Source organism: Pseudoalteromonas sp. SG44-8 (genome assembly GCF_014164125.1).
Taxonomy (GTDB): domain Bacteria; phylum Pseudomonadota; class Gammaproteobacteria; order Enterobacterales; family Alteromonadaceae; genus Pseudoalteromonas; species Pseudoalteromonas rhizosphaerae.
Map to the genome: position 1 here is coordinate 14,252 of NZ_JACJEQ010000014.1, position 21,583 is coordinate 35,834.

Annotated in this window: 17 protein-coding genes; 4 read left to right on the forward strand and 13 right to left on the reverse strand. The window is 40.6% G+C overall.

All coding sequences use genetic code 11. From position 1 onward, the window contains the following. Nucleotides 1–15: 15 nt before the first annotated feature. Complete coding sequence (rppH, locus tag H5163_RS12330) at nucleotides 16–537, reverse strand: RNA pyrophosphohydrolase (RefSeq protein WP_145240920.1); 522 nt, start codon at nucleotides 535–537, stop codon at nucleotides 16–18. A 427-nt stretch (nucleotides 538–964) separates the two neighbouring features. Between rppH and mutH the strand changes: the two genes are divergently transcribed. Then, a complete protein-coding gene (gene mutH / locus H5163_RS12335) occupies nucleotides 965–1,636 on the forward strand; it encodes a DNA mismatch repair endonuclease MutH (protein WP_145240919.1) in 672 nt (223 codons plus the stop codon). A gap of 14 nt (nucleotides 1,637–1,650) precedes the next feature. Here the strand turns inward: mutH and H5163_RS12340 are convergent, their stop codons facing one another. The 6 genes from H5163_RS12340 to rlmD all read right to left on the reverse strand — a co-directional run bounded on the left by H5163_RS12340 (nucleotide 1,651) and on the right by rlmD (nucleotide 10,311). Then, a complete protein-coding gene (locus tag H5163_RS12340) occupies nucleotides 1,651–2,625 on the reverse strand; it encodes a 2OG-Fe(II) oxygenase (RefSeq protein ID WP_145240918.1) in 975 nt (324 codons plus the stop codon). A gap of 191 nt (nucleotides 2,626–2,816) precedes the next feature. Then, a complete protein-coding gene (gene eno / locus H5163_RS12345) occupies nucleotides 2,817–4,115 on the reverse strand; it encodes a phosphopyruvate hydratase (RefSeq protein WP_145240917.1) in 1,299 nt (432 codons plus the stop codon). Nucleotides 4,116–4,226: 111 nt separating this feature from the next. Further along, nucleotides 4,227–5,861 (reverse strand): CTP synthase, encoded by a 1,635-nt coding sequence (locus H5163_RS12350; RefSeq protein ID WP_182735245.1) that lies wholly within the window; start codon nucleotides 5,859–5,861, stop codon nucleotides 4,227–4,229. A 138-nt stretch (nucleotides 5,862–5,999) separates the two neighbouring features. Next, complete coding sequence (gene mazG, locus H5163_RS12355; protein WP_182735246.1) at nucleotides 6,000–6,812, reverse strand: nucleoside triphosphate pyrophosphohydrolase; 813 nt, start codon at nucleotides 6,810–6,812, stop codon at nucleotides 6,000–6,002. A gap of 8 nt (nucleotides 6,813–6,820) precedes the next feature. Then, nucleotides 6,821–8,977 (reverse strand): GTP diphosphokinase, encoded by a 2,157-nt coding sequence (gene relA / locus H5163_RS12360; protein WP_182731179.1) that lies wholly within the window; start codon nucleotides 8,975–8,977, stop codon nucleotides 6,821–6,823. Nucleotides 8,978–8,985: 8 nt separating this feature from the next. Next, the gene (gene rlmD, locus H5163_RS12365) at nucleotides 8,986–10,311 is read right to left on the reverse strand and encodes a 23S rRNA (uracil(1939)-C(5))-methyltransferase RlmD (RefSeq protein ID WP_145240912.1); all 1,326 of its coding nucleotides are present in this window, start codon (nucleotides 10,309–10,311) and stop codon (nucleotides 8,986–8,988) included. A 98-nt stretch (nucleotides 10,312–10,409) separates the two neighbouring features. On the opposite strand from rlmD, the gene barA reads away from it, so the two are divergent. Further along, complete coding sequence (gene barA / locus H5163_RS12370; protein WP_145240910.1) at nucleotides 10,410–13,175, forward strand: two-component sensor histidine kinase BarA; 2,766 nt, start codon at nucleotides 10,410–10,412, stop codon at nucleotides 13,173–13,175. On the opposite strand, the gene H5163_RS12375 is transcribed toward barA, so the two are convergent. Then, entirely contained in the window at nucleotides 13,172–14,101 is a 930-nt protein-coding gene (locus tag H5163_RS12375) for a hypothetical protein (protein WP_182731177.1), read from the reverse strand. The genes barA and H5163_RS12375 overlap by 4 nt on opposite strands. 127 nt (nucleotides 14,102–14,228) lie before the next feature. On the opposite strand from H5163_RS12375, the gene H5163_RS12380 reads away from it, so the two are divergent. Then, nucleotides 14,229–14,696, forward strand: coding sequence for a YcxB family protein (locus H5163_RS12380; RefSeq protein ID WP_145240906.1), 468 nt, complete (start codon nucleotides 14,229–14,231; stop codon nucleotides 14,694–14,696). A 26-nt stretch (nucleotides 14,697–14,722) separates the two neighbouring features. On the opposite strand, the gene csrA is transcribed toward H5163_RS12380, so the two are convergent. From csrA to ribA, 5 genes are all read right to left on the reverse strand, one after another. Next, on the reverse strand, nucleotides 14,723–14,914 hold the full coding sequence (csrA, locus tag H5163_RS12385) for a carbon storage regulator CsrA (protein WP_004587515.1): 192 nt from the start codon (nucleotides 14,912–14,914) through the stop codon (nucleotides 14,723–14,725). A 689-nt stretch (nucleotides 14,915–15,603) separates the two neighbouring features. Further along, nucleotides 15,604–18,204 carry an alanine--tRNA ligase gene (alaS, locus tag H5163_RS12390; RefSeq protein ID WP_182735247.1) on the reverse strand — a complete coding sequence of 867 codons (2,601 nt, stop codon included), beginning with the start codon at nucleotides 18,202–18,204 and terminating at the stop codon, nucleotides 15,604–15,606. Between the two features lie 19 nt (nucleotides 18,205–18,223). Continuing rightward, entirely contained in the window at nucleotides 18,224–18,676 is a 453-nt protein-coding gene (locus H5163_RS12395) for a regulatory protein RecX (RefSeq protein WP_182718042.1), read from the reverse strand. Between the two features lie 11 nt (nucleotides 18,677–18,687). Next, a complete protein-coding gene (locus H5163_RS12400) occupies nucleotides 18,688–19,476 on the reverse strand; it encodes a BPSS1780 family membrane protein (RefSeq protein ID WP_145240902.1) in 789 nt (262 codons plus the stop codon). Between the two features lie 78 nt (nucleotides 19,477–19,554). After that, complete coding sequence (gene ribA, locus H5163_RS12405) at nucleotides 19,555–20,178, reverse strand: GTP cyclohydrolase II (RefSeq protein WP_145240900.1); 624 nt, start codon at nucleotides 20,176–20,178, stop codon at nucleotides 19,555–19,557. A 255-nt stretch (nucleotides 20,179–20,433) separates the two neighbouring features. On the opposite strand from ribA, the gene H5163_RS12410 reads away from it, so the two are divergent. Beyond that, nucleotides 20,434–21,516, forward strand: coding sequence for an energy transducer TonB (locus tag H5163_RS12410; protein ID WP_182735248.1), 1,083 nt, complete (start codon nucleotides 20,434–20,436; stop codon nucleotides 21,514–21,516). Nucleotides 21,517–21,583 lie beyond the last annotated feature (67 nt).

Genomic DNA, 21,583 nt, shown 5'->3' on the forward strand with positions numbered 1-21,583 from the left:
TACTGCTCCTTTATATTATTTACCTTTATGGCGCCAAGTATCTTTGGACTGTTCACGTTTATTAAAAGGCATCGCAAAGGGTGCGAATTCTTTCATAACACGGCGATAAACATCGCGTTTAAACGATACAACTTGCCTTACCGGATACCAATAACTTACCCACCGCCAATCATCAAATTCCGGATGATGTGTTTTTAGTAAGTTGACGTCTTCGTCTTTACAACGCAGTTTCAATAAAAACCATTTTTGCTTTTGCCCAATACACACCGGACTGGAGTCTCGGCGGATCAAACGCTTGGGCAATTTATAACGTAACCAATGTTTTGAACTTGCGACAATTTCTACATCTTCAGGACGCAAGCCGACTTCTTCGTGTAATTCACGAAACATGGTCTGCTCTGCTGTTTCGCCACTATCAACACCACCTTGAGGAAACTGCCAAGAATGCTGACCATAACGTCTGGCCCAAAAGACCTGTCCCTGATTATTGCAAATTACAATTCCGACATTGGCACGAAAACCTTCGGCATCAATCACCTTAGTGCCTCATTTGTAAGTCGATTTTTAATGATTGTTCCACATTACCTGCAATACGGCAAACAATATTCAGAGTTTTACGCATCTTACTCACAGCTTGTGCATAACTTTAGTTTATACAGCTCATTTTGCAAACAAATCCACAATAACAGATCCAATAACTTGCCTTTTCCACAGTTTCTGTGGATAACATTGTTCATAGTTATGTATTTATCCCAACAAGTTTTCAACACAGCTTAAAGGCTTTGCAAATTTAACAGTTAAAAACCATTAAATTCAATACATTAAGCTTAAAGTCAGCAAGTTTCACCTTGCCTAAAAACACAGCAAACTATCACTGAACAAAAAACACCCAAACGCAAAGATATCCACGGTTAAACTCTTTTGCTATCATGAGTAGTGAATTTATACAACCAAATAACTCGCTATGAAACCGATAAAACCACATTCAATCAATGAATTAATGCAACGTGTTAGCAACATTTCAGGGCTGACATTAGGCCAATTAGCAAGTCATTATCAGTTTAAAACACCTGAGCATTTATTAAAGGAAAAAGGCTGGACGGGACAATTGATTGAATATGCATTAGGTGCAACGGCAGGTTCCAAACCAACCCCTGATTTTGAAGAGCTCGGGATTGAACTTAAAACGTTACCAATCTCATATAAAGGCAAACCATTAGAGACCACTTTTGTGTCTGTGACACCGTTATTAAATGTCACAGGTATGACATGGCAGCAAAGTAATGTGCGTAAAAAACTCAATCATGTCTTGTGGCTACCCATTCTAGGCGAGCGAGACATTGTGCCATTTGATAGGACCATTGGCAGTGGCTTTTTATGGCAACCCTCCGCTGAGCAAGATGCGCAGTTACAGCGAGACTGGGAAGAGCAAATGGAGTTGATTGCACTGGGACGTATTGATGAGATCTCAGGGCATTTAGGGGATGCGATGCAAATTCGCCCAAAAGCAGCTAACAGCAGAATAGTCACCGATGCAATCGGTCCAAACGGGCAAATTATTAAAACCCTACCCCGTGGTTTTTATTTAAAAACCAGCTTTACAGGGCAGATTTTGAAGCAGCAATTTCAGCTGTGATCATCCGTTAAATGTTAATCTTTATGCCATATAGATGCGCGTAGCCAAAATGGCTTCTCTCGCATCCACAGCGTACATATCCATTTTTCCCCCGATAACACTGGTTTACCGCTATGTACTGACTTTTTGTCCACTTTATTATCAAACATATTATTGAACTTAATAATTTGCCCTTGTTTAGCTTTTACGCTTATATTCCAATCTTTAAAGGCCGTTTCTCCGCCGCCAAACCCCTCATTTAAATTAATAATACGTGTACGTTGCCTTTGCCCGAAAAAATTTAGCTCATTTTTAGCATCTTCGTTTGAGGGAGTTATAAAATCATAGTGCCACTTATATTGTTGGCCTTTAACATAACGGTAAACCACCATAGGTTCAGCATAAGCTAAATCAGTATAGTCATCAGAGCACATGAGGCGCTGTAGTATAGCAACCGAAATATCACCTACAGGTAATTGCGTTATAAGTTGCTCGTTATCCCTAATATCTGCAACTCTCTGTCTAGTAGACGCCTCTGCATAGACAGCAGCTAAACTTAAACTCTTCGCAGCAAACTTAATTATCTCGTTGGCCAATTCTTCCGTTAGCATACTTTCTATTATCGTCACGGGTGTTGATTGCCCACTAGATTGAGGCACTGCTGGGGTAATTAAGCTAGACCACAAATTTATCAAATCAGGTTCTGCATATTGCCTTATAACATTAGGCATACTCGATAAATGCTTTGCAAAACTATCAACTGTATCATGGTTAACTATTCTCTTTGGCCAAAAATGAGTCAATATCTGAAGCGCTTTAATTTCATGGTGCTTAGCTAAACACAAAACAATTGCGAGTTCTTGTGGACAGCTTGAGCATGAAACAACATGACATAACCAATGATAGACAAATTCGGAATCTGTAAGAGCAAAATCTAAAATTCTTTGTTGTGGTGGGAGCTCACCATGATACTTTGCATTAAGTAGATGAGTAATCTTGTTATTTTTCATAATCTGCTAACTGTTATTTTTTACACCAATAAAATAACAATTAAACAACAAAAAAAGAACCTTAAACCCCTATTAAATTTAAACTTTACACACCTACAACCTTATTGCATAAAATATCATCTAACAAAACAAAAAAATCCCCGCATTTGCGAGGATTTTTCAAAAGTTTAAATCAGCTTCTTATAAAAGAATTACTGACCTTTAACTTCTTTAAGACCATTAAAAGGTGCTTTAGCGCCTAATTGCTCTTCAATACGTAGCAATTGGTTGTACTTAGCTACACGATCAGAACGGCTCAATGAACCTGTTTTGATTTGACCAGCTGCAGTACCCACTGCTAAATCAGCAATCGTTGAATCTTCAGTTTCGCCTGAGCGATGAGAAATAACAGCAGTGAAACCAGCGTCTTTAGCCATTTTGATTGCAGCTAACGTTTCAGTTAGTGAACCAATTTGGTTAAACTTGATTAAGATTGAGTTAGCAATACCGTTGTCGATACCACGCTTTAAGATCTTAGTGTTTGTAACGAATAAATCGTCACCAACTAATTGGATCTTATCGCCAAGTAATTTTGTTTGGTGTGCAAAGCCGTCCCAATCAGACTCATCAAGGCCATCTTCGATAGACACGATTGGGTACTGTTCAGTTAGATCTTTTAAGAAGTAGTTAAACTCTTCTGACGTGAATTTTTTACCTTCGCCTTTAAGGTCGTAGATATTTGCTTCTTTGTCGTAAAACTCAGACGCAGCACAATCAAGTGCTAGAGTAATGTCTTTGCCTAACTCGTAGCCTGCATTAGCAACAGCAACTTTAATTGCTGCAAGTGCCGCTTCGTTAGAGGCAAGGTTTGGTGCAAAACCACCTTCATCACCCACTGCGGTTGAATGACCATCAGCTTTAAGTACTTTGGCAAGGCTGTGGAATATTTCTGCACCCATGCGAAGCGCTTCACGGAAGTTGGCAGCGCCAACTGGCTGGATCATGAATTCTTGAATATCAACTGAGTTATCAGCATGCTCACCACCATTGATGATGTTCATCATTGGTAACGGCATAGAATAAACACCTGGTGTACCGTTTAAGTCAGCAATGTGCTCATAAAGCTCTACTTTTTTAGATTGTGCAGCAGCTTTTGCAGTTGCTAATGACACTGCTAAGATTGCATTTGCACCTAGTTTTTCTTTATTTTCGGTACCATCTAAATCTAGCATTACTTGGTCAACAGTGCTTTGCTCTAGTGCATTTTGGCCAGCTAAGGCTGTCGCGATTTCATTATTAATAAAACCAACCGCTTTTAATACACCTTTACCTAAGTAACGTGCTTTATCACCATCACGTAATTCTAGTGCTTCGCGAGTACCTGTTGATGCACCTGATGGTGCAGCAGCGCGGCCCCATGAACCGTCAGCTAAATGAACATCAGCTTCTACAGTTGGGTTACCACGCGAATCCATAATTTCGCGACCGATCACTTTTACGATATTTGACATCTTGATTCCTCTTTTCCCAAAATGGTGAGTCTACTCCGACTTTATTAATTTTCCTTAATGCCGTCGGCTTTAAAAACAAATAAGCCGTGCATAGTGCACGGCTTATTCACATTACGATGACGCTTTTTGATGAATATGCGCAGCGGCAACAAACCCTTCAAATAGCGGATGACCATCACGCGGTGTTGAGGTGAATTCCGGGTGGAATTGAGCCGCAATAAACCACGGGTGATCTTTATTCTCGATGATTTCAACTAGCTTTTTATCTTCCGATAAACCAGTGAAACTCAAGCCAGCTTTTTCAAGCTGTTCAACAAAATTATTGTTTACTTCGTAACGATGACGATGACGTTCAACAATCTCATCACTACCATATACTTCACGTACTTTTGAGCCTGGTGTTAAATGACATTTTTGTGCGCCTAAACGCATAGTGCCACCTAAATCAGATTTTTCGCTACGTGTTTCAATGTTGCCTTCCGCATCTAACCATTCGGTGATCAAACCAACCACAGGGCTTGACGATTTAGCATTAAACTCGGTTGAGTTTGCATCTAATAAGCCTGCAACATTACGTGCATACTCAATTAGCGCAACTTGCATACCTAAACAGATACCAAGGTAAGGTACTTTATTTTCACGGGCATATTTTGCCGCTAAAATTTTACCTTCAACACCGCGACCACCAAAACCACCAGGAACTAAAATAGCATCAAGGTTAGCTAGTAACTCAGTACCTTTACTTTCAACATCTTGTGAATCAACATATTGAATGTTTACTGTTAAACGATTTTTAAGACCTGCATGTTTAAGTGCTTCGTTTACAGATTTATAGGCATCAGGTAGTTCAATGTATTTACCAACCATACCGATAGTCACTTCACCCGTTGGGTTTGACTCTTGGTATAACACTTGTTCCCACTCAACTAAATCAGCTTCAGGGCAATCAAGATGGAAGCGACGACATACAAAGTTATCAAGCTCTTGCGATTTTAATAGCGCAGGAATTTTATAAATGCTGTCTACATCTGGTAATGAAATAACCGCTTTTTCTTCAACGTTAGTGAAAAGAGCAATCTTTGCACGTTCGTTATTTGGTAATTTACGATCTGAACGACAGATAAGAATATCTGGTTGAATACCAATCGAGCGTAACTCTTTAACAGAATGCTGTGTTGGTTTGGTTTTCACTTCACCCGCAGGGCCTAAGAATGGCACTAACGTTAAGTGAATAAACAATGCGCGCTCACGGCCAATCTCTGTGCCAAGCTGACGAATTGCTTCTAAGAATGGTTGTGACTCAATATCACCAACCGTTCCACCAATTTCAACGAGTGCCACATCATGGCCTTCAGCACCGTCATAAACACGTTGCTTAATATCGTTGGTAATATGTGGAATAACCTGAATTGTTGCACCAAGGTACTCACCACGACGCTCACGACGCAGCACATCTTCATATACACGACCTTGTGTGAAGTTGTTACGGCTTGTCATTTTGGTACGGATGAAACGTTCATAGTGACCTAAATCAAGATCGGTTTCAGCGCCGTCTTCGGTGACAAATACTTCACCATGTTGAATTGGGCTCATTGTGCCTGGGTCAACGTTGATATAAGGATCCAGCTTTAAAATGGTAACATTTAAACCACGGGCCTCTAAAATAGCTGCCAACGATGCTGCTGCAATACCTTTACCCAACGAGGAAACAACCCCGCCGGTAACGAAGATAAATTTTGTACTCATGCGAACCCTAGAATATCAGGAATTAAAAGGAAAAATATAGAATCAAGACGGGGCGAAATTATAGCAAAGGCACTGCCATCAATCCAGCGAAAGTTAGTAATTCTCTGCACAAAAAACGCACTCAGCGTTTCGCATTATTTACTGCTGCTTTTTTATCGCATCCCATGCGGCATCCATTTCAGCAAGGGTTGCTGTATCAAGCGATTGCCCACGCTCACATAAATAGGCTTGTACTTTTTCAAATCGCGCTGAAAACTTATCGTTGGCACTACGTAATAATTGCTCTGGGTCACGTTTAATATGCCGTGCTACATTAACTGTAGCAAACAATAAATCGCCGATTTCTTCTGCGCTGTGTGCTGAAAATGGATCAACGGCTAACGCTTCTTTTACTTCATCAACTTCTTCAGCCACTTTATCTAATGCACCATGATAACTAGGCCAATCAAAGCCTAATCCTGCAACCCGCTGCTGAATTTTTTTGGCTTTACTCAAACTAGGCAGATTTGCAGGTATATCTTGCCATAATGTGTTGCTCTGCGGTTCAGCTTTTGCTGCCCGCTCCTGTGCTTTTATAGTTTGCCACTGCTCACTGAGTTGTTGTTCAGTCAGCCCTTGCTGATCGGCAAATACATGTGGATGGCGACGCACTAACTTATTATTTAGCCCAGCCATTACATCATTAAAATCAAATAACCCTTGCTCTTGTGCCAATTGCGCATAAAAAATCACTTGAAAGAGTAAATCACCCAGTTCATTTTTAAGCTCATCGAAATCACCTTTTTCAATGCAATCGGCTACCTCGTATGCTTCTTCTAAGGTATGCGGTACGATGGATGTAAAGTCTTGCTTTAAATCCCACGGGCAGCCTGTTGCTGGATCACGTAATTTAGCCATAATGGCTAATAACTCAGTTAAGGTATTCGTCGAGGTATTAGTTGTCTGGTTCATTTACATTCCTAATGACTACGTTTTGCTTCATGCACGCCTTCGATTTGATCTAATTTTGATAGTAATCGATTGGTACTTGATAAATCATGTACTTCCACTTGCATGGTAAACAACGCTAATTGGCGGTCGTCTACGGTTTCCATATTCATATTCAGCACATTAACTTTTTCATTGGCCAGTACCGAACTAATATCACGTATAAGCCCAGCTCTGTCACTTGCTTCAATTTTAATACACAGAGCATAAGAGCCGTTAATTTCGTCTGACCAACTAACCGCAATAACACGCTCAGGATGTTGTGTTCTTAGATTATTAAAAGAATCACAATCAGTCCTATGCACACCTATGCCACGCCCTTGCGTGATATAACCGATTATTGACTCACCAGGAACTGGGCGGCAACATTTAGCCACATGGCTCATTAAACTACCAACCCCATCAACCACGATACCATTTTTATCACCGCTGATTTTAGTCGGGTTCTTAAAGCGGATGACGGGCTCGTCATCAGAGCGATCCGTGATAAAATTCAGCAACTGATTTAAACGCACATCGCCGGCGCCAATCGCAACCATTAAGTCATCTAACTCTTTAAAGTTATAGCGAATAATAGCCGGCTCTAAGTTTTTGTAGGTCAAATCGAGCTTTTGCAATTCGTTATCTAGAATTTCTTTACCAGCACTGAGATTTTTATCGCGATCGAGTTGTTTAAACCAGTGGTGTATTTTCGCTCTCGCGCGGGATGATTTAATATATCCCAGTGATGGATTTAACCAATCGCGGCTAGGATTCGGTTGTTTTTGGGTTAAAATTTCAACCTGATCGCCAGTGTGTAATTGATGGGTAAAAGGCACAATTTTGCCAAATACTTTTGCACCAATACAACGATGGCCGACATTTGAGTGAATATAATAAGCAAAATCCAATGGTGTTGCGCCCAGCGGTAAATCAAAAATATCGCCACGGGGGGTAAAAATATACACCCGATCTTCGACCACTTGATTTTTTAGCTCTTCGGCTAAATCGCTGCCATCAACCACTTCTTCTTGCCATTGCAATAATTTACGCAACCAGCTAATTTTTTGCTCATACCCAGAACCACGCCCAGGTAACGCCCCTTCTTTATACATCCAGTGCGCAGCGACTCCGAGCTCAGCATCTTGGTGCATCGCGTGGGTACGAATTTGGATTTCAACCGTTTTGCCTTCTGGGCCAAATACTACGGTATGAATAGATTGATAACCATTTTGTTTAGGGGTGGCAATATAATCATCAAATTCTTTATTTAGATGGCGCCAATTGGTGTGTACGATCCCCAGCGCACCGTAACAATCTTGCAATTCATCCACCACAATACGCATGGCGCGAATATCAAATAACTGGTCAAACTCGTAATTCTTTTGCGCCATTTTTTTGTAAATACTGTAGATATGTTTTGGCCGACCATATACCTCGCCTTTAATACCTGCTTGAGCCAGTTTAGTTTTAACTTGCTCAACCATATCTACCATATAAGCTTCGCGACCTAGGCGCTTATCATCCAATTGCTTGGCAATATTTTTATACACATCAGGGTGCAAATAGCGAAACGATAGATCTTCCAGCTCCCACTTTAATTGCCCAATCCCTAACCGGTTAGCAAGTGGCGCAAAGATATCAGCGGTTTCTTTTGCAGCAATCACCCGCTCTTCTTCGTTGGCGTTTTTAACCTCTCGTAAATGACATACCTGCTCAGCAAGTTTAATAACCACAGCGCGCACATCTTCAACCATCGCCAATAACATACGGCGTATATTATCAACTTGAACGGTGCCAGTACCTTGATGAGCCAAAGTGCTAATAGTAGCCATTTGTGCAACACCCGTTAGCAGAGTTGCCACATGGCTCCCCATCACATCGCTTACTGTATCGATGTCGATTAGATTAGCCAAAAAACTCGGCGTAATATATGCGGTAGCGAGGGTGTCTGCATCGAGATTCATTTCCACCAAAATTTCGACCATTTCCATGGCAATATTTTGTTGCTGATGATTATGCAGTTCAGCGCAAAGGGTATTCGCTTTACTTAATAGTTCGCGCTTTTCTTGCGTTAAGTTAAGTAAACCAAGTCGTGTGCTAAAATCACCCGGTTTGTCGTGTTGGTGTGATTGCCGAGTAGCTACCATAATGCGCTCTACCTCCGTTGAAATAACGCCATCGTTTCGATATGCCCCGTGTGTGGAAACATATTCATTAGCCCTATTTTTTCAAGTGAAAATGCAGCTTGCGTAATAATTGCGCTGTCACGGGCTAAAGTAACAGGGTCGCAAGATACATATAAAATCGTTTTAAATTGCTTCAGAGGCAGTTGCTCTAAAATAGCTAAGGCACCGGTACGTGAAGGGTCCAGTACTAATACATTCAACTCTTTACTAAACCACGGAGCTTGCTGCATTGTTTGTGTTAAATCAAAACAATGAAAATGAGCATTGGCTATATGGTTAGTTTGCGCATTTTGCGCCGCCATTGCAACCGCAGAAGCCACTCCTTCAACACCAATTACACTTTTTGCGTTGTTTGCCAGCGCTAAAGCGAAGTTACCAATCCCACAAAATAGGTCTAGTACCTGTTCGTCCCCTTTTAAATTCAGCCAGTCAACCGCTTGAGAAAGCATAGCTTGATTTACCTGCGCATTGACTTGAATAAAGTTTTCCAGCCCAAACGTAAATTTTAGTCCAAGTTCAGGTAAGCTATAAAACGGCATAGGTAAATGGCTGTGATTAATTTGCTGAGTATCTCCTTGCCATATTATTTGCCACTGATGGTCAAGCCCCTGCTGCTCAACAGTTGCTTTTAGCTTATCACTGATGCTTTTAGTGTGGCGGATCACCACAAAATTTTGCTCATCTGCTTGGCATAATTGTATATGGCTAACACTGCGAAGTTCGCCATATTGGTTTAATAACTGATCAAAAACAGTAAAAATTGCGGCAAAATCGTCACTCAGTACTGCACACTGCTGCACACTGACAATTTGTTTAGAACCTTGCGCGCGATAACCAACCCGCATTTTTTTTGCGGTTTTATCAAACATCACCGCTAACCGCGCACTGCGACGGTAGTGCGTCGGCTCGCTCAATAACGGGGCTTGCCAGTTCATTGCATCAAGCTTGGCAAACTTTGAAAACAGCTGGCTCACCGCCACTTGCTTTTCAACTAATTGTTGATCAAGTCGCAAATGCTGTAATTGGCAACCACCACATTGTTGATAATGTTCGCAAAACGGTTTAACCCGTGCTTCACTGGCCTGCTCAACTTTTATCGTTTTAGCCGCGCTATAACGAGCTTTATCTTCGGTTAGTTTGGCCTTAACCGTTTCACCTGTCAGTGCACCGCTAACAAAGCACACTTTATTATTATGCTTGGCAATCCCCCGACCTTGATGATCCATTCCTGAAATGGCTAAAGTTAACGACTGCCCAGAAAGGGTTTTCTTTTTTGCTTGGAAAAACTGCGCCATCGGGCAACACCTTAAATATTGATTCTACGAGGGTGATTGATTACTAGCTTATAAGTATATACTCTTTAACTAACTAATAATGATAACAACGTTCACTTATGACTAAACTTGGTTTGCGCGACTCAGTTTTAACGCTAACACTTATTCCCACAGTGATTATCGGATTACTACTTGGCGGCTATTTTACAATAAATCGTTACATTGAGCTTGATGAAATTTTATATCAGCAAGGTGCGACTATCTCAGAGCCACTGTCGATTGCCATTGAGCAGCCATTATTAGCAAAAAATAAACAGCTACTAAACCGTTTGATCAGCCATGCGCATAATAAACACTCTCCAGCAATTAAAACCATCGCAATTTTTGACGAGCATAATGAACTGGTATTAACCAGTAACTATCACCGTGACTTTGATGATCTACTGCACAATGAATACTTGCAAGCAGGAAAAAACACCAAGGTACTGCCCAGCGATCACCTAATTACATTTTTTACGCCGATCATCAATCACTCAACGCCAGACGCTCAATGGAATAATGCAGCGTTTCAAACATCTCTTGGCACTGTGGTGATTCAGCTCAACAAAGACCAAGCGATTATTGGTCAGCAACAAGCATTATTAGTCAGCGGTATCGTGATTATTTTAGCCTTAGTGTTAGCGGCTATTTTAGCCATCAGGCTTAGCCATATGTTTATGACCCCATTAAATAAGTTAGTACTGGCTACTGACAAATTAATCGAAGGGAAAAGAGAAACCGGCCTAACCGCTCCGATGATGGGCGAGTTTGAGTTATTACGCCAAGGGCTAAACACCATTTCTGATACTATGGTGATGCAAAAAGATGAAATGCAGAAGCACATCGATCAGGCAACCAGTGACTTGCGCGAGTCGTTAGAATTATACGAAACACAGAATATTCAGCTCAGTATTGCTAAAACCGATGCCCAAGACGCCAACCGCGTAAAATCGGACTTTTTAGCGAAAATGAGTCACGAATTACGCACACCACTCAATGGTGTCATTGGCTTTACTCGTCAATTACATAAAACACCGCTTAATAAACACCAAAAAGATTACCTCGATACCATCGAACTATCAGCCAATAGTTTAATGACTATCATCAGCGATATTTTAGATTTTTCAAAGCTTGAAGCAGGCGCTATGGAACTTGAGTCCATTCAATTTCAACTACGAGACACAATAAACGAAGTACTTACACTACTGGCACCTAGTGCGCATGAAAAACAATTAGAGCTATCGATTTATATCAACTCACTAGTGCCTGACAACATAACAGGTGATCCAACCAGGTTTAAGCAAGTCCTGATCAACTTGATTAGTAATGCAATTAAGTTTACTGAAAAAGGCTCAATTAAAATTGATGTTGGCCATCGTTTACTTGATGAAGAACGTACCTCAGTGTTAGTGTCAGTAACCGATACTGGCGTTGGCATTCCAATGGATAAACAAGATGCTTTGTTCACTCCTTTTGGCCAAGCTGATTCAAGCATTACCCGTAAATTTGGTGGCACAGGCCTTGGCTTAATTATTACCAAGCACATAGTTGAAACCATGGGTGGCCGTATTACTTTAAACTCAGCGCCGGGTAATGGTACCTGCTTTACTTTTAATGGCGTATTTAGACTACCAAGCCATATTTATAACAGCGACTTGCCAAGTAAATCTCTCGCAAATAAACGTATTTTATACCTAGAACCCCATGAACATACCCATCATGCAGTGCTCTCTTTACTCACCGAGTGGCAAACAAAGGTCACAGCGTGCTTTGATCAAGAAACTTTTTTACAAGAGTTAAATAAAGAGTTTAATTACGATATTTGTATTATCGGCCATGTTGCCGCAGTTGACGAAATGCAACGCTTAAAAAGCTATATCAAAGCAGTCCGTGAATCGACTGACTATCTGTATTTAATGCTTAATTCGGTATCGCACAATATGCGCGAAGCTTATATTGGCTGTGGTGCAGATGCGTGTTTAAGTAAACCGCTCAACCATCGCAAGCTCTGTGAAGTGCTTGCAGCACCTTATCGACTCGATCATCCCGTGCATAATATTGAAGAAAATGACGAGAAATTATTACCACTAAAAGTATTAGTCGTTGATGATAATGATGCCAATTTAAAGTTAATTTGTACTTTACTAGAAGAGCAAATTGAAACTATTGATACCGCTCATAATGGCTCACAAGCCTATAGTTTGAGCAAAAGCCATAAATACGACATTATTTTTATGGATATTCAAATGCCAATTATGGACGGTATTACCGCCTGTAAACTGATCCTAGAATCATCCTTAAACGAAGATACTCCTATTATTGCTGTCACAGCGCATGCCTTAGCGGGCGAAAAAGAGCAACTTATTACCGATGGTTTTAAAGGCTATTTAACTAAACCTATTGATGAAGATATGTTGAAACAGATTATTAGTGATCATAGCCCGCAATCACCGCTGCGACGTGACAAAAGCCGTAATGACCTGATTGCTAGTGAGCCTCCTTTTGTTAGCTCATCACTAGATTGGCCATTAGCACTGCAACGTGCCGGCGGTAAAAACGAACTGGCGCTTGAAATGCTTAATATGTTGTTACTCAGTGTGCCAGAAACTCTGCGATTACTTGAAGAAGCGACCGCCAGCCAAGATTGCGAACATGTGCTAAGTATTATTCATAAATTTCACGGTGCTTGCTGCTACACTGGCGTACCCAAGCTAAAAACACTTGCTGAAGCACTGGAAACCGCGTTAAAAGGCGATTGTGATTTAAGTTATATTGAGCCAGAGCTTTTTGAGCTGCAAGACGAACTTGAAAACTTGATGACAGATGCCGGCTTAGCCGAAAATTAACGGCAGATCCGCTTGAGTGGTTTACCACTTTTTAAACTGTTGATCTGCCAAGTTACATCTGTATCTTGTTGCACCAAACTCACTTTGGCAATGTCACTAAACATAAAATCACCGGGTACATTGAGCCGCGTTAAATTTTCGGATAATGGTTGCTGACAATAAGGGCCTGTATCACCGTGGATCACTAATACCGGCTTTTTTACTGTGTTTGCAAATTCCGCCAAAGCATCGCGATACACTTTAAAACCATCACACTGTTCTGGCTGAGTTTTACTGCATGCCGGTTGTACTGTTTGATGGGTGTAAATATCTGCCTGAAAAGCAATCACATAACCTTTGGCTGTTGGATTTGCTTGCGCTAACCAATTAAGGTTGTTGGCGTCTCTTGTGTCAGCTTGTTGATAAGCAAGTTGTTTATCACTTTTTAACACCTCTCGACGGCCATTGTGGGTGCCTGCAATATGCAGCGTGATAAACTCTACATCAGCAAGGCGCCAACGCGCATTTTCGTGCATGCTAGGCTGTTGCTGAAAATCAACTAAGGTATTGGCTTTTTCAAGATATTTATCATCAAACATCAAGGTTTTTAAATATACCAGGCGCTCTAATTCATCATAACGAGGAATTAGATTTTTTCGGTCGCAATCAGCCCATTCATTGTCACCGGGGGTGTAAATAAATGGCTGCGTAGTTAAAGAAGTAAGTAACTGTTTATTCTTCTCAAGCAACTCATTTTTACAAGGCTCAGAACCTGATTTCATATCGCCAACATGGATCAAAAAAGCATGCTCAGTCGTTTTTATTTTTTTACCCAAAGCCCCTGTTGGCGCTAAATTCATTTCATCAATTGGAGTATATGGCATATCCCCCATCACCAAAAACGCATTACTGGACAGCGCCCAAGTCAAACCAATTAAACTAAACATCACCATCCCCTGTCACGCAAATAGATCTTAAGCTCTCATAGTAACAAACAAATGAACATTTAAAAGAACGGCTTTTTTCGACTAAGCTTGCTAAAATAACCGCACAGTAATTCTGAATTTGTAAATCATGTCATTTAGTACCACTTATACATTAGATAAACCCTACTTTTACGAATGTTTTGATGAGTCTCTGCCTTACAGCGCACAAGCAAAGCCGAAATATGTTTTTTTAGTCTTATTGGTTAGTTTAGGACTTACAGCTATTTATTGGTTAGAAAAACACTATTTAGGAAATTTCTTGATCATGGCCGCAGTACTTGAATGTGTTGCTTTTTATTATCGCAGGCCTTGGTGGGTAACGCGGCAAATGCTTAGTCGAGCATCAGGCTCTGAGGCAACGTTAACTATTGATGAAAGCGGTTTTAAAAGCGAAAACCCACATAAAAGCTATCAGCTAGCATGGCAAGATATCGATGAAGTAATTTTTACTGTTCGCGGTATTATTTTAAAAAGTCGTCGCGGCATGCAGTACGTTTCAAACAGCGTACTGAGTGATGAGATTATTGAATACATAAAAAAAAGAGCCACTAAATAGTGGCTCTTTCATATCAATTAAATTGATTAAGCATTGCCCGGATTCGGGTTAGACTTTTCAGCTTGAATACGCATGTAAATTTCTTCACGGTGTACCGAAACGTCTTTAGGTGCATTAACACCAATACGTACTTGATTTCCTTTAACACCTAGTACAGTGACAGTTACTTCGTCACCAATCATTAGGGTTTCACCTACTCGACGAGTTAGTATTAGCATTCTCTTGCTCCCGTATTCCAATAAATTAAAAGATTCCGCGTCTGTATATTAAAGAAAATAAGCCTTAATAGTAAGTAAAAACTCTAAATCGATTCATTTTCTGTTAAAAAAACTCTTTATAATGCGCCTATTGCCAATTCTAAGTATGTTTCATCTATTCAAACTAATATTTTAATATCAGATCTTGATACGTGTTTACGTTAATGTATAAAAACAAACTTACTACACTAGGATATGATTTCATACTCACTGCCTCAATGGCGACTTTAGCAACTGAGCAACCAACAGAAATCTCTTTACTGTTAATATAATGGTGGCTGTCATCTAATACTTCAAGTAGTTACTAAAATCTTTTCTGTGCACTATAACGGTAGTCGATATAAGCATAGCCTATTTTTTCAAAGTTATGATTAATCTTAACTATTTGGATGCAGTTATCGAGAAAAAGTTTCAATAAAAATTAGTTTTATCATCGCTGTAAAGAATTTATGGAGATGGTTCAGAGTTTTTTCGTAATTAAGGTAAATCCAGTGGCAATAAAAAATGCGGTAGTGTGTATTTAGTAGGGTATGCCGTTTTAGCCATAAATTTAGGACGTGACTTAGTTGTTAAAGCAGATTTAGAATAAACACTTTAGGAGACTCAATTGAGCCTCCTAAAGTGTTAAATCAACTTTACGTACTGAGCTATTAAGTACGCTCAGTTAACCAAGCGGTTACGCTATCAAGTGCTGCAGTTAAGTTTTGCGGCTCAGAGCCACCAGCTTGCGCCATATCAGGACGACCGCCGCCTTTACCACCAACTTGTGATGCCATGTGATTTACCAGCTCACCGGCTTTCACTTTGCCAGTTAAGTCTTTAGTCACACCAGCAATTAAGCTTACTTTGTCGCCATCAGCAACACCAAGTGCAATAACACCTGAGCCAATCTTGTTTTTAAGGTCATCAACCATGCCGCGTAAGGCTTTTGATTCAGTGCCTTCAACGTTTGCCACAAGTAATTTAACACCGTTAATTTCAACAATTGAATCAATTAATGATGCACCCGCAGCACTGGCTAGCTTGTCGCTTAGCTGTGCTATTTGTTTTTCAAGCCCTTTTGACTTTTCAAGCAAGGCTGTTACTTTTTCAAGTACTGATGCGCTGTCGCCTTTAACAAGAGCCGCTACGTCGTTTAGGTGTTGCTCTTGCTCACTTACATAAGCAATTGCATCAGCACCCGTTACCGCTTCAATACGACGCACACCGGCAGCAATACCGCTCTCAGAAACTATTTTGAATAAACCGATATCACCAGCACGATTTACGTGAGTACCGCCACACAGTTCTATAGAGTAATCACCAATAGTCACTACGCGAACTTCATCATCGTACTTCTCACCAAATAACGCCATTGCGCCTTTTTCTTTGGCGGCATCGATTGCCATCAGCTCAGTATTTAGTGCAAAGTTACGACGGATCTCGTCATTCACAACTCGCTCAATTTCACGTAGTTCAGCTTTCGTGACTGCTTCAAAATGCGAGAAGTCAAAACGTAAACGTTCAGGGTCTACGAGTGAACCTTTTTGCGACACATGATCGCCCAATAACTGACGTAGTGCTTCGTGTAAAATATGCGTCGCTGTATGATTCTTTTTAACACGATCACGGCGCTTATCATCAATGTTAGCGTCAACTTTATCATTCACACCAATACGGCCCATCACTGTTCCGTGATGCGCGAATGCATTACCAAGTTTAGTAGTATTAGTTACTGTAAACTCACCGCCAGCTACCGTTAATGTGCCGGTGTCGCCAACTTGGCCACCAGATTCAGCGTAAAACGGTGTGCGATCTAGTACCACAATGCCTTGTTGGCCATCTTCAAGTACTGATACAGCTTCACCTTGCGCGAACATTTCAATCACAGTGCCACTATAGTGCGTTGCATCATAGCCTTTAAAGTCAGTGTGTTTGTCAGACTTTAATTGCTGGTTATAGTCAGCACCAAATTTACCAGCTTGTTGTGCAGTTTTACGCTGTACAGCCATGCACTCTTGGAAGCCTTGCTCATCAATCGTCATAAAGCGCTCACGCGCTACATCTGCGGTTAAATCGGCAGGGAAACCATAGGTGTCATATAATTTGAATACTAATTCACCTGGGATCACATCGCCAGTTAAATCAGTCAGGCTTTCTTCTAAAATAGCTAAACCACGCTCAAGAGTTTTGCCAAACTGCTCTTCTTCAATGCGCAGTACTTTTTCGATGATTTCTTGCTGTTTTGCAAGCTCTGGATACGCTTGACCCATTTGTTCGATTAGCGCAGCAACTAACTTATAGAAGAACGAACCTTGTGCGCCAAGCTTGTTACCATGGCGAACTGCACGACGAATGATACGACGCAGTACATAACCACGGCCTTCGTTTGATGGCATAACCCCATCAGAAATTAAAAACGCACATGAACGAATATGATCCGCCACTACGCGCAGTGATTTATCATCCATATCTTGTGCATTGGTAACTTCTGCAGCAGCTTTAATTAAGCCTTGGAATAAATCGATTTCGTAGTTTGAATGCACGCCTTGTAAAATTGCAGCAATGCGCTCAAGACCCATACCTGTATCAACAGACTGCTTAGGAAGCGGCTCCATCGTACCGTCACTTTGACGGTTATACTGCATAAATACCAGATTCCAAATTTCAATGAAACGGTCGCCATCTTCTTCAGGTGAGCCAGGAGGTCCGCCCCAAATTTCTTCGCCATGATCATAAAAGATTTCAGAACATGGACCACACGGGCCAGTATCACCCATTGACCAGAAATTATCTGAAGTAGCAATACGAATAATGCGATCTTCAGGCAAACCAATTTCGTTAGCCCAATAACCAAATGCTTCTTCATCATCATGGTAGATAGTAACGAGCAGTTTTTCTTTCGGCAGTTTTACAATGTCAGTCAAAAACTCCCACGCAAACTTAATCGCGTCTTGCTTAAAGTAATCACCAAAGCTGAAGTTACCTAACATTTCGAAAAATGTATGGTGGCGTGCTGTGTAGCCTACATTTTCTAAATCGTTATGCTTACCACCGGCACGCACACAACGTTGTGAGCTAGTTGCGCGGTTATAAGGGCGGCTTTCGGCGCCTAAAAATACATCTTTAAATTGCACCATGCCGGCGTTATTAAATAATAACGTCGCATCGTTACCCGGAATAAGCGAGCTTGATGGAACAATTTGGTGTTGTTTAGAGGCAAAAAAATCTAAAAACTGTTGCCTGATCTGTGCGGTAGTCATGTGCTGCATGTGAACGTCTCACCCATTTTTACTGTGCTTGCATTGCAAAATCTATTTGTTCGTAACTGAACCCTCGATACATTAAGTAGCGCACGCGCTTAGCTTTTTCTTTGTGATCGAAGTCGTCCTGTGAATTTGAATACTTCTTTAAATACGCATCCTGCGCTAACCCAAACCAATCAATTTCGAATGATTCAATCACACTTTCTAACAGTGCTCGGTCAATCCTTTTGCCCATGGCTTCGCTTTGAATACGTTTTAAGCCATGTTTTTTAGCAATGTGGCGACGTACAAAACCTTCAACATAACGCTGCTCATTTATAAAATTGTGCTCTTCACACCAATCTAATAAAGCTTCGATAAATTCAGGCGTCGCCTCTTTTTGCTGTAATTTTTGGGTTAACTCTCGACGCGAATATTCTTGGCGCCCGAGTAACCAAAGTACATAATTTTTTAACTTCTTTTGTAATGCTTCATCCATTTCTTCAGCCATTATGCGTCAAAACGACCGCTTTGATCATTATGCTGCGGCGCAACAGGCTCTGCCTCTGCAGGCGGTACGATCGGCATAAAAATAGCTTGATAAGAAACAAAAAAGCTAATGTAGCAAATTGGCATTAAAACCAACAGCGGCAAGAATGATAAAAACATTGAAAGCATCATCAAGCCTGCAATAATTGCCCCATATACACTCAATGGTGCCATGTTGTGGTAAAACACCATAAATGAACTTTTTAGCACCTCAAAAATACGTTTTTGTTGATTAAAATAAACCAACGGCACCGCATAAGAAAAAGCCGTTAAATACACCGATAACGCAATTAAAAACAGCGCAACATTTGCCATCGAGATGCTATCAATTACTTGCTGCAAGGCAATGTTAGGATCGACATTCGGATTACTCATAATCGCAATCGCTTCGGAAAATAAACCCCCAGCTAGCAAAGCCATCAATACACCGGCCGCCATTTGATAGAGCGCTAAACGTAGCAGCCCCATGCGATTACCCTTGGCGGTAAACGGTTTTAGGATATCGGCCAACATAATTTTGCCGCCTTGCTGTTTGGTGATCACCGCTTGATAAAACCCCGCAGTTAAAAACGGTGTGGCGATGGCTGCTATAATTTGTAAGAAAGGTAAAAATAGCGATAGTAAACCAATAATACCTATAAATAAGTGCATAAAAATAAAGGTAAAAGGCTGAGTTTTAAAAATAAGCCAGCCTGCTTTAAACCATTTCAGCCCTGCATCGGCCTTAAATACTCGTAATTCAATTGACATACTTGCTCTTAAATTAACAACAAAACACGCCGAGTATAACTCGGCGTTGGATGGGATTACATAGACGACAGCTTAAAATTACGGTTTTTTAATCTTCTTTATATCTAACATATGCGCACCATGCTTAATTTTCGTCTCTAGGTATGCTTTATTGCCCGCTAAACCAGCTTTAATGTGTGCATGCGTGCCAACCACTGATTCAACTTCAATACCTGCATCTTTCAAGGCATTAAGCTTTTTAGGATTATTGGTCATCAGCTTTACATGAGCCAACCCCATCGCTTCTAGCATTAATACCGCGTCAGAAAAGTCACGTAAGTCATCAGCAAAGCCCAAATGATTATTTGCTTCATAGGTATTCATACCTTGTGATTGCAATACATAGGCGTCAATTTTATTGTATAAACCAATACCACGCCCTTCTTGGCGTAAATAAAGTAAAATACCACCTTGTTGATGCATCATTTCAATACATTCGTTGAGTTGTTCACCACAATCACACCGTGATGAATGAAATACATCACCGGTTAAACATTCAGAATGCATACGAATAAGCGGCACAGACTGCTCGCTATCAGCACGATTAAACACCAAAGCAACATGCTCTTGGCCATCTTTTAAATCGCTAAATGACACGATTTCTGCGGGTATATCACTGTTTTTGCCAACATTTAGCTGGACTCTAGCTCTTACTTGCGCCACGACAAATCCAAAATTAAAAAGTAATGCGATAATGCAAACGTGATAATATCACAAAAACAAACTGCATTGAAAATAATACAACACCGCAATGAGTAATAACTATATTGAGGCAGTTACTCGCAATTCAAGCATTGCCCTGCGCTAAATCGACAATTCCACCCCACCAAAAACAAAATTCTTACCCGATACTCTAAATCAATGACATGGTTGTACCTATTTGGTATAATTTAATTAAACATAATAATAAGGAACATTATGAAAGCCTCCTCTCTACTACTTTGTCTTACCATCGCCTATTCTGGTTATAGCCACGCCGATGAATCTATACATAGTCAATTTAAAATAGTTTACCAGCAATACCTTAATGCACAGCAACAAGGCAAAGGCGCAGAAGATAAAGCTGAACAAGCCTATTTGCTAGGTAAGCAAATCTATGGAGATAAATCAGATAACACTGCAAATTTAGCCATAAACTATGCTAATGAGCTTCATCAATACCCTGCAGAAAACAAACAAAAACGTTTTACCTTGTTTGAGCAGGCTTACACTATTTTAGCGGCTAATCATCCAGCAAGTAGCATTGAACTCATCGATGCATTGCTTGGTATGGCAACCAATACTGATTCGGTAAATAGAGCCGACGCCCTATACAAACAAGTTATTGAAATCGCTGCAGTCCAAAAAGTCCCAAAATTAGTAGCAGATATGAAACTGGCTGCTGCACAAGGATTAGCGTATGGCTTTCAAGGGAAGAAATACAACCAAGCCAAACGTTACCTACTTGAGGCAGACGAGTTTTACAGCCAAAACTTACCTGAGAACTCAGTAGAGCGGATCAAAGCTGACTTTTTAGTTGCCGCTTTTGCAGAAGGTAAAAGACAATATTCTAAAGCGATTGAGCGTTTAAATCGAGTTGTAAGTGTATTTGATAATGCGCTTAGCTTCGATCATGAAACAGAGCTTAGTGCTCACTCTAAATTAGTTCACCTTTATGAAAAAACAGGTAAAAGTGACGAAGCGACCAAACATTGTTTAGCTATAGCTAAAATGGTGCCGTGGCAAGAAAACCAGCAACAAACCCCACTCTATCGTCAAGAACCTAACTACCCAGATAGTAAAGCAAGGTTTAGGCAAGATGGTTCAGTGCAAATGGAATTTGACGTTAACACCGCTGGCTTTGTAAAAAATATCACCATCATTAAATCTGAAGGTGGTGAAGCATTTGAACAAGAAGCCATTAAAGCAATGGAAAAGTGGCGTTATGCCCCTAAGTTTGAAGATGGAAAAGCAGTGGTTGCAAAAGCTCAAGTGCAGCTAGACTTTAAAATTGGCAGGTAAATACACGTAATTACTAATAACATCAGTGTTTGTAATACTGTTTATAAACACGTTTTAAGCCCAGCAT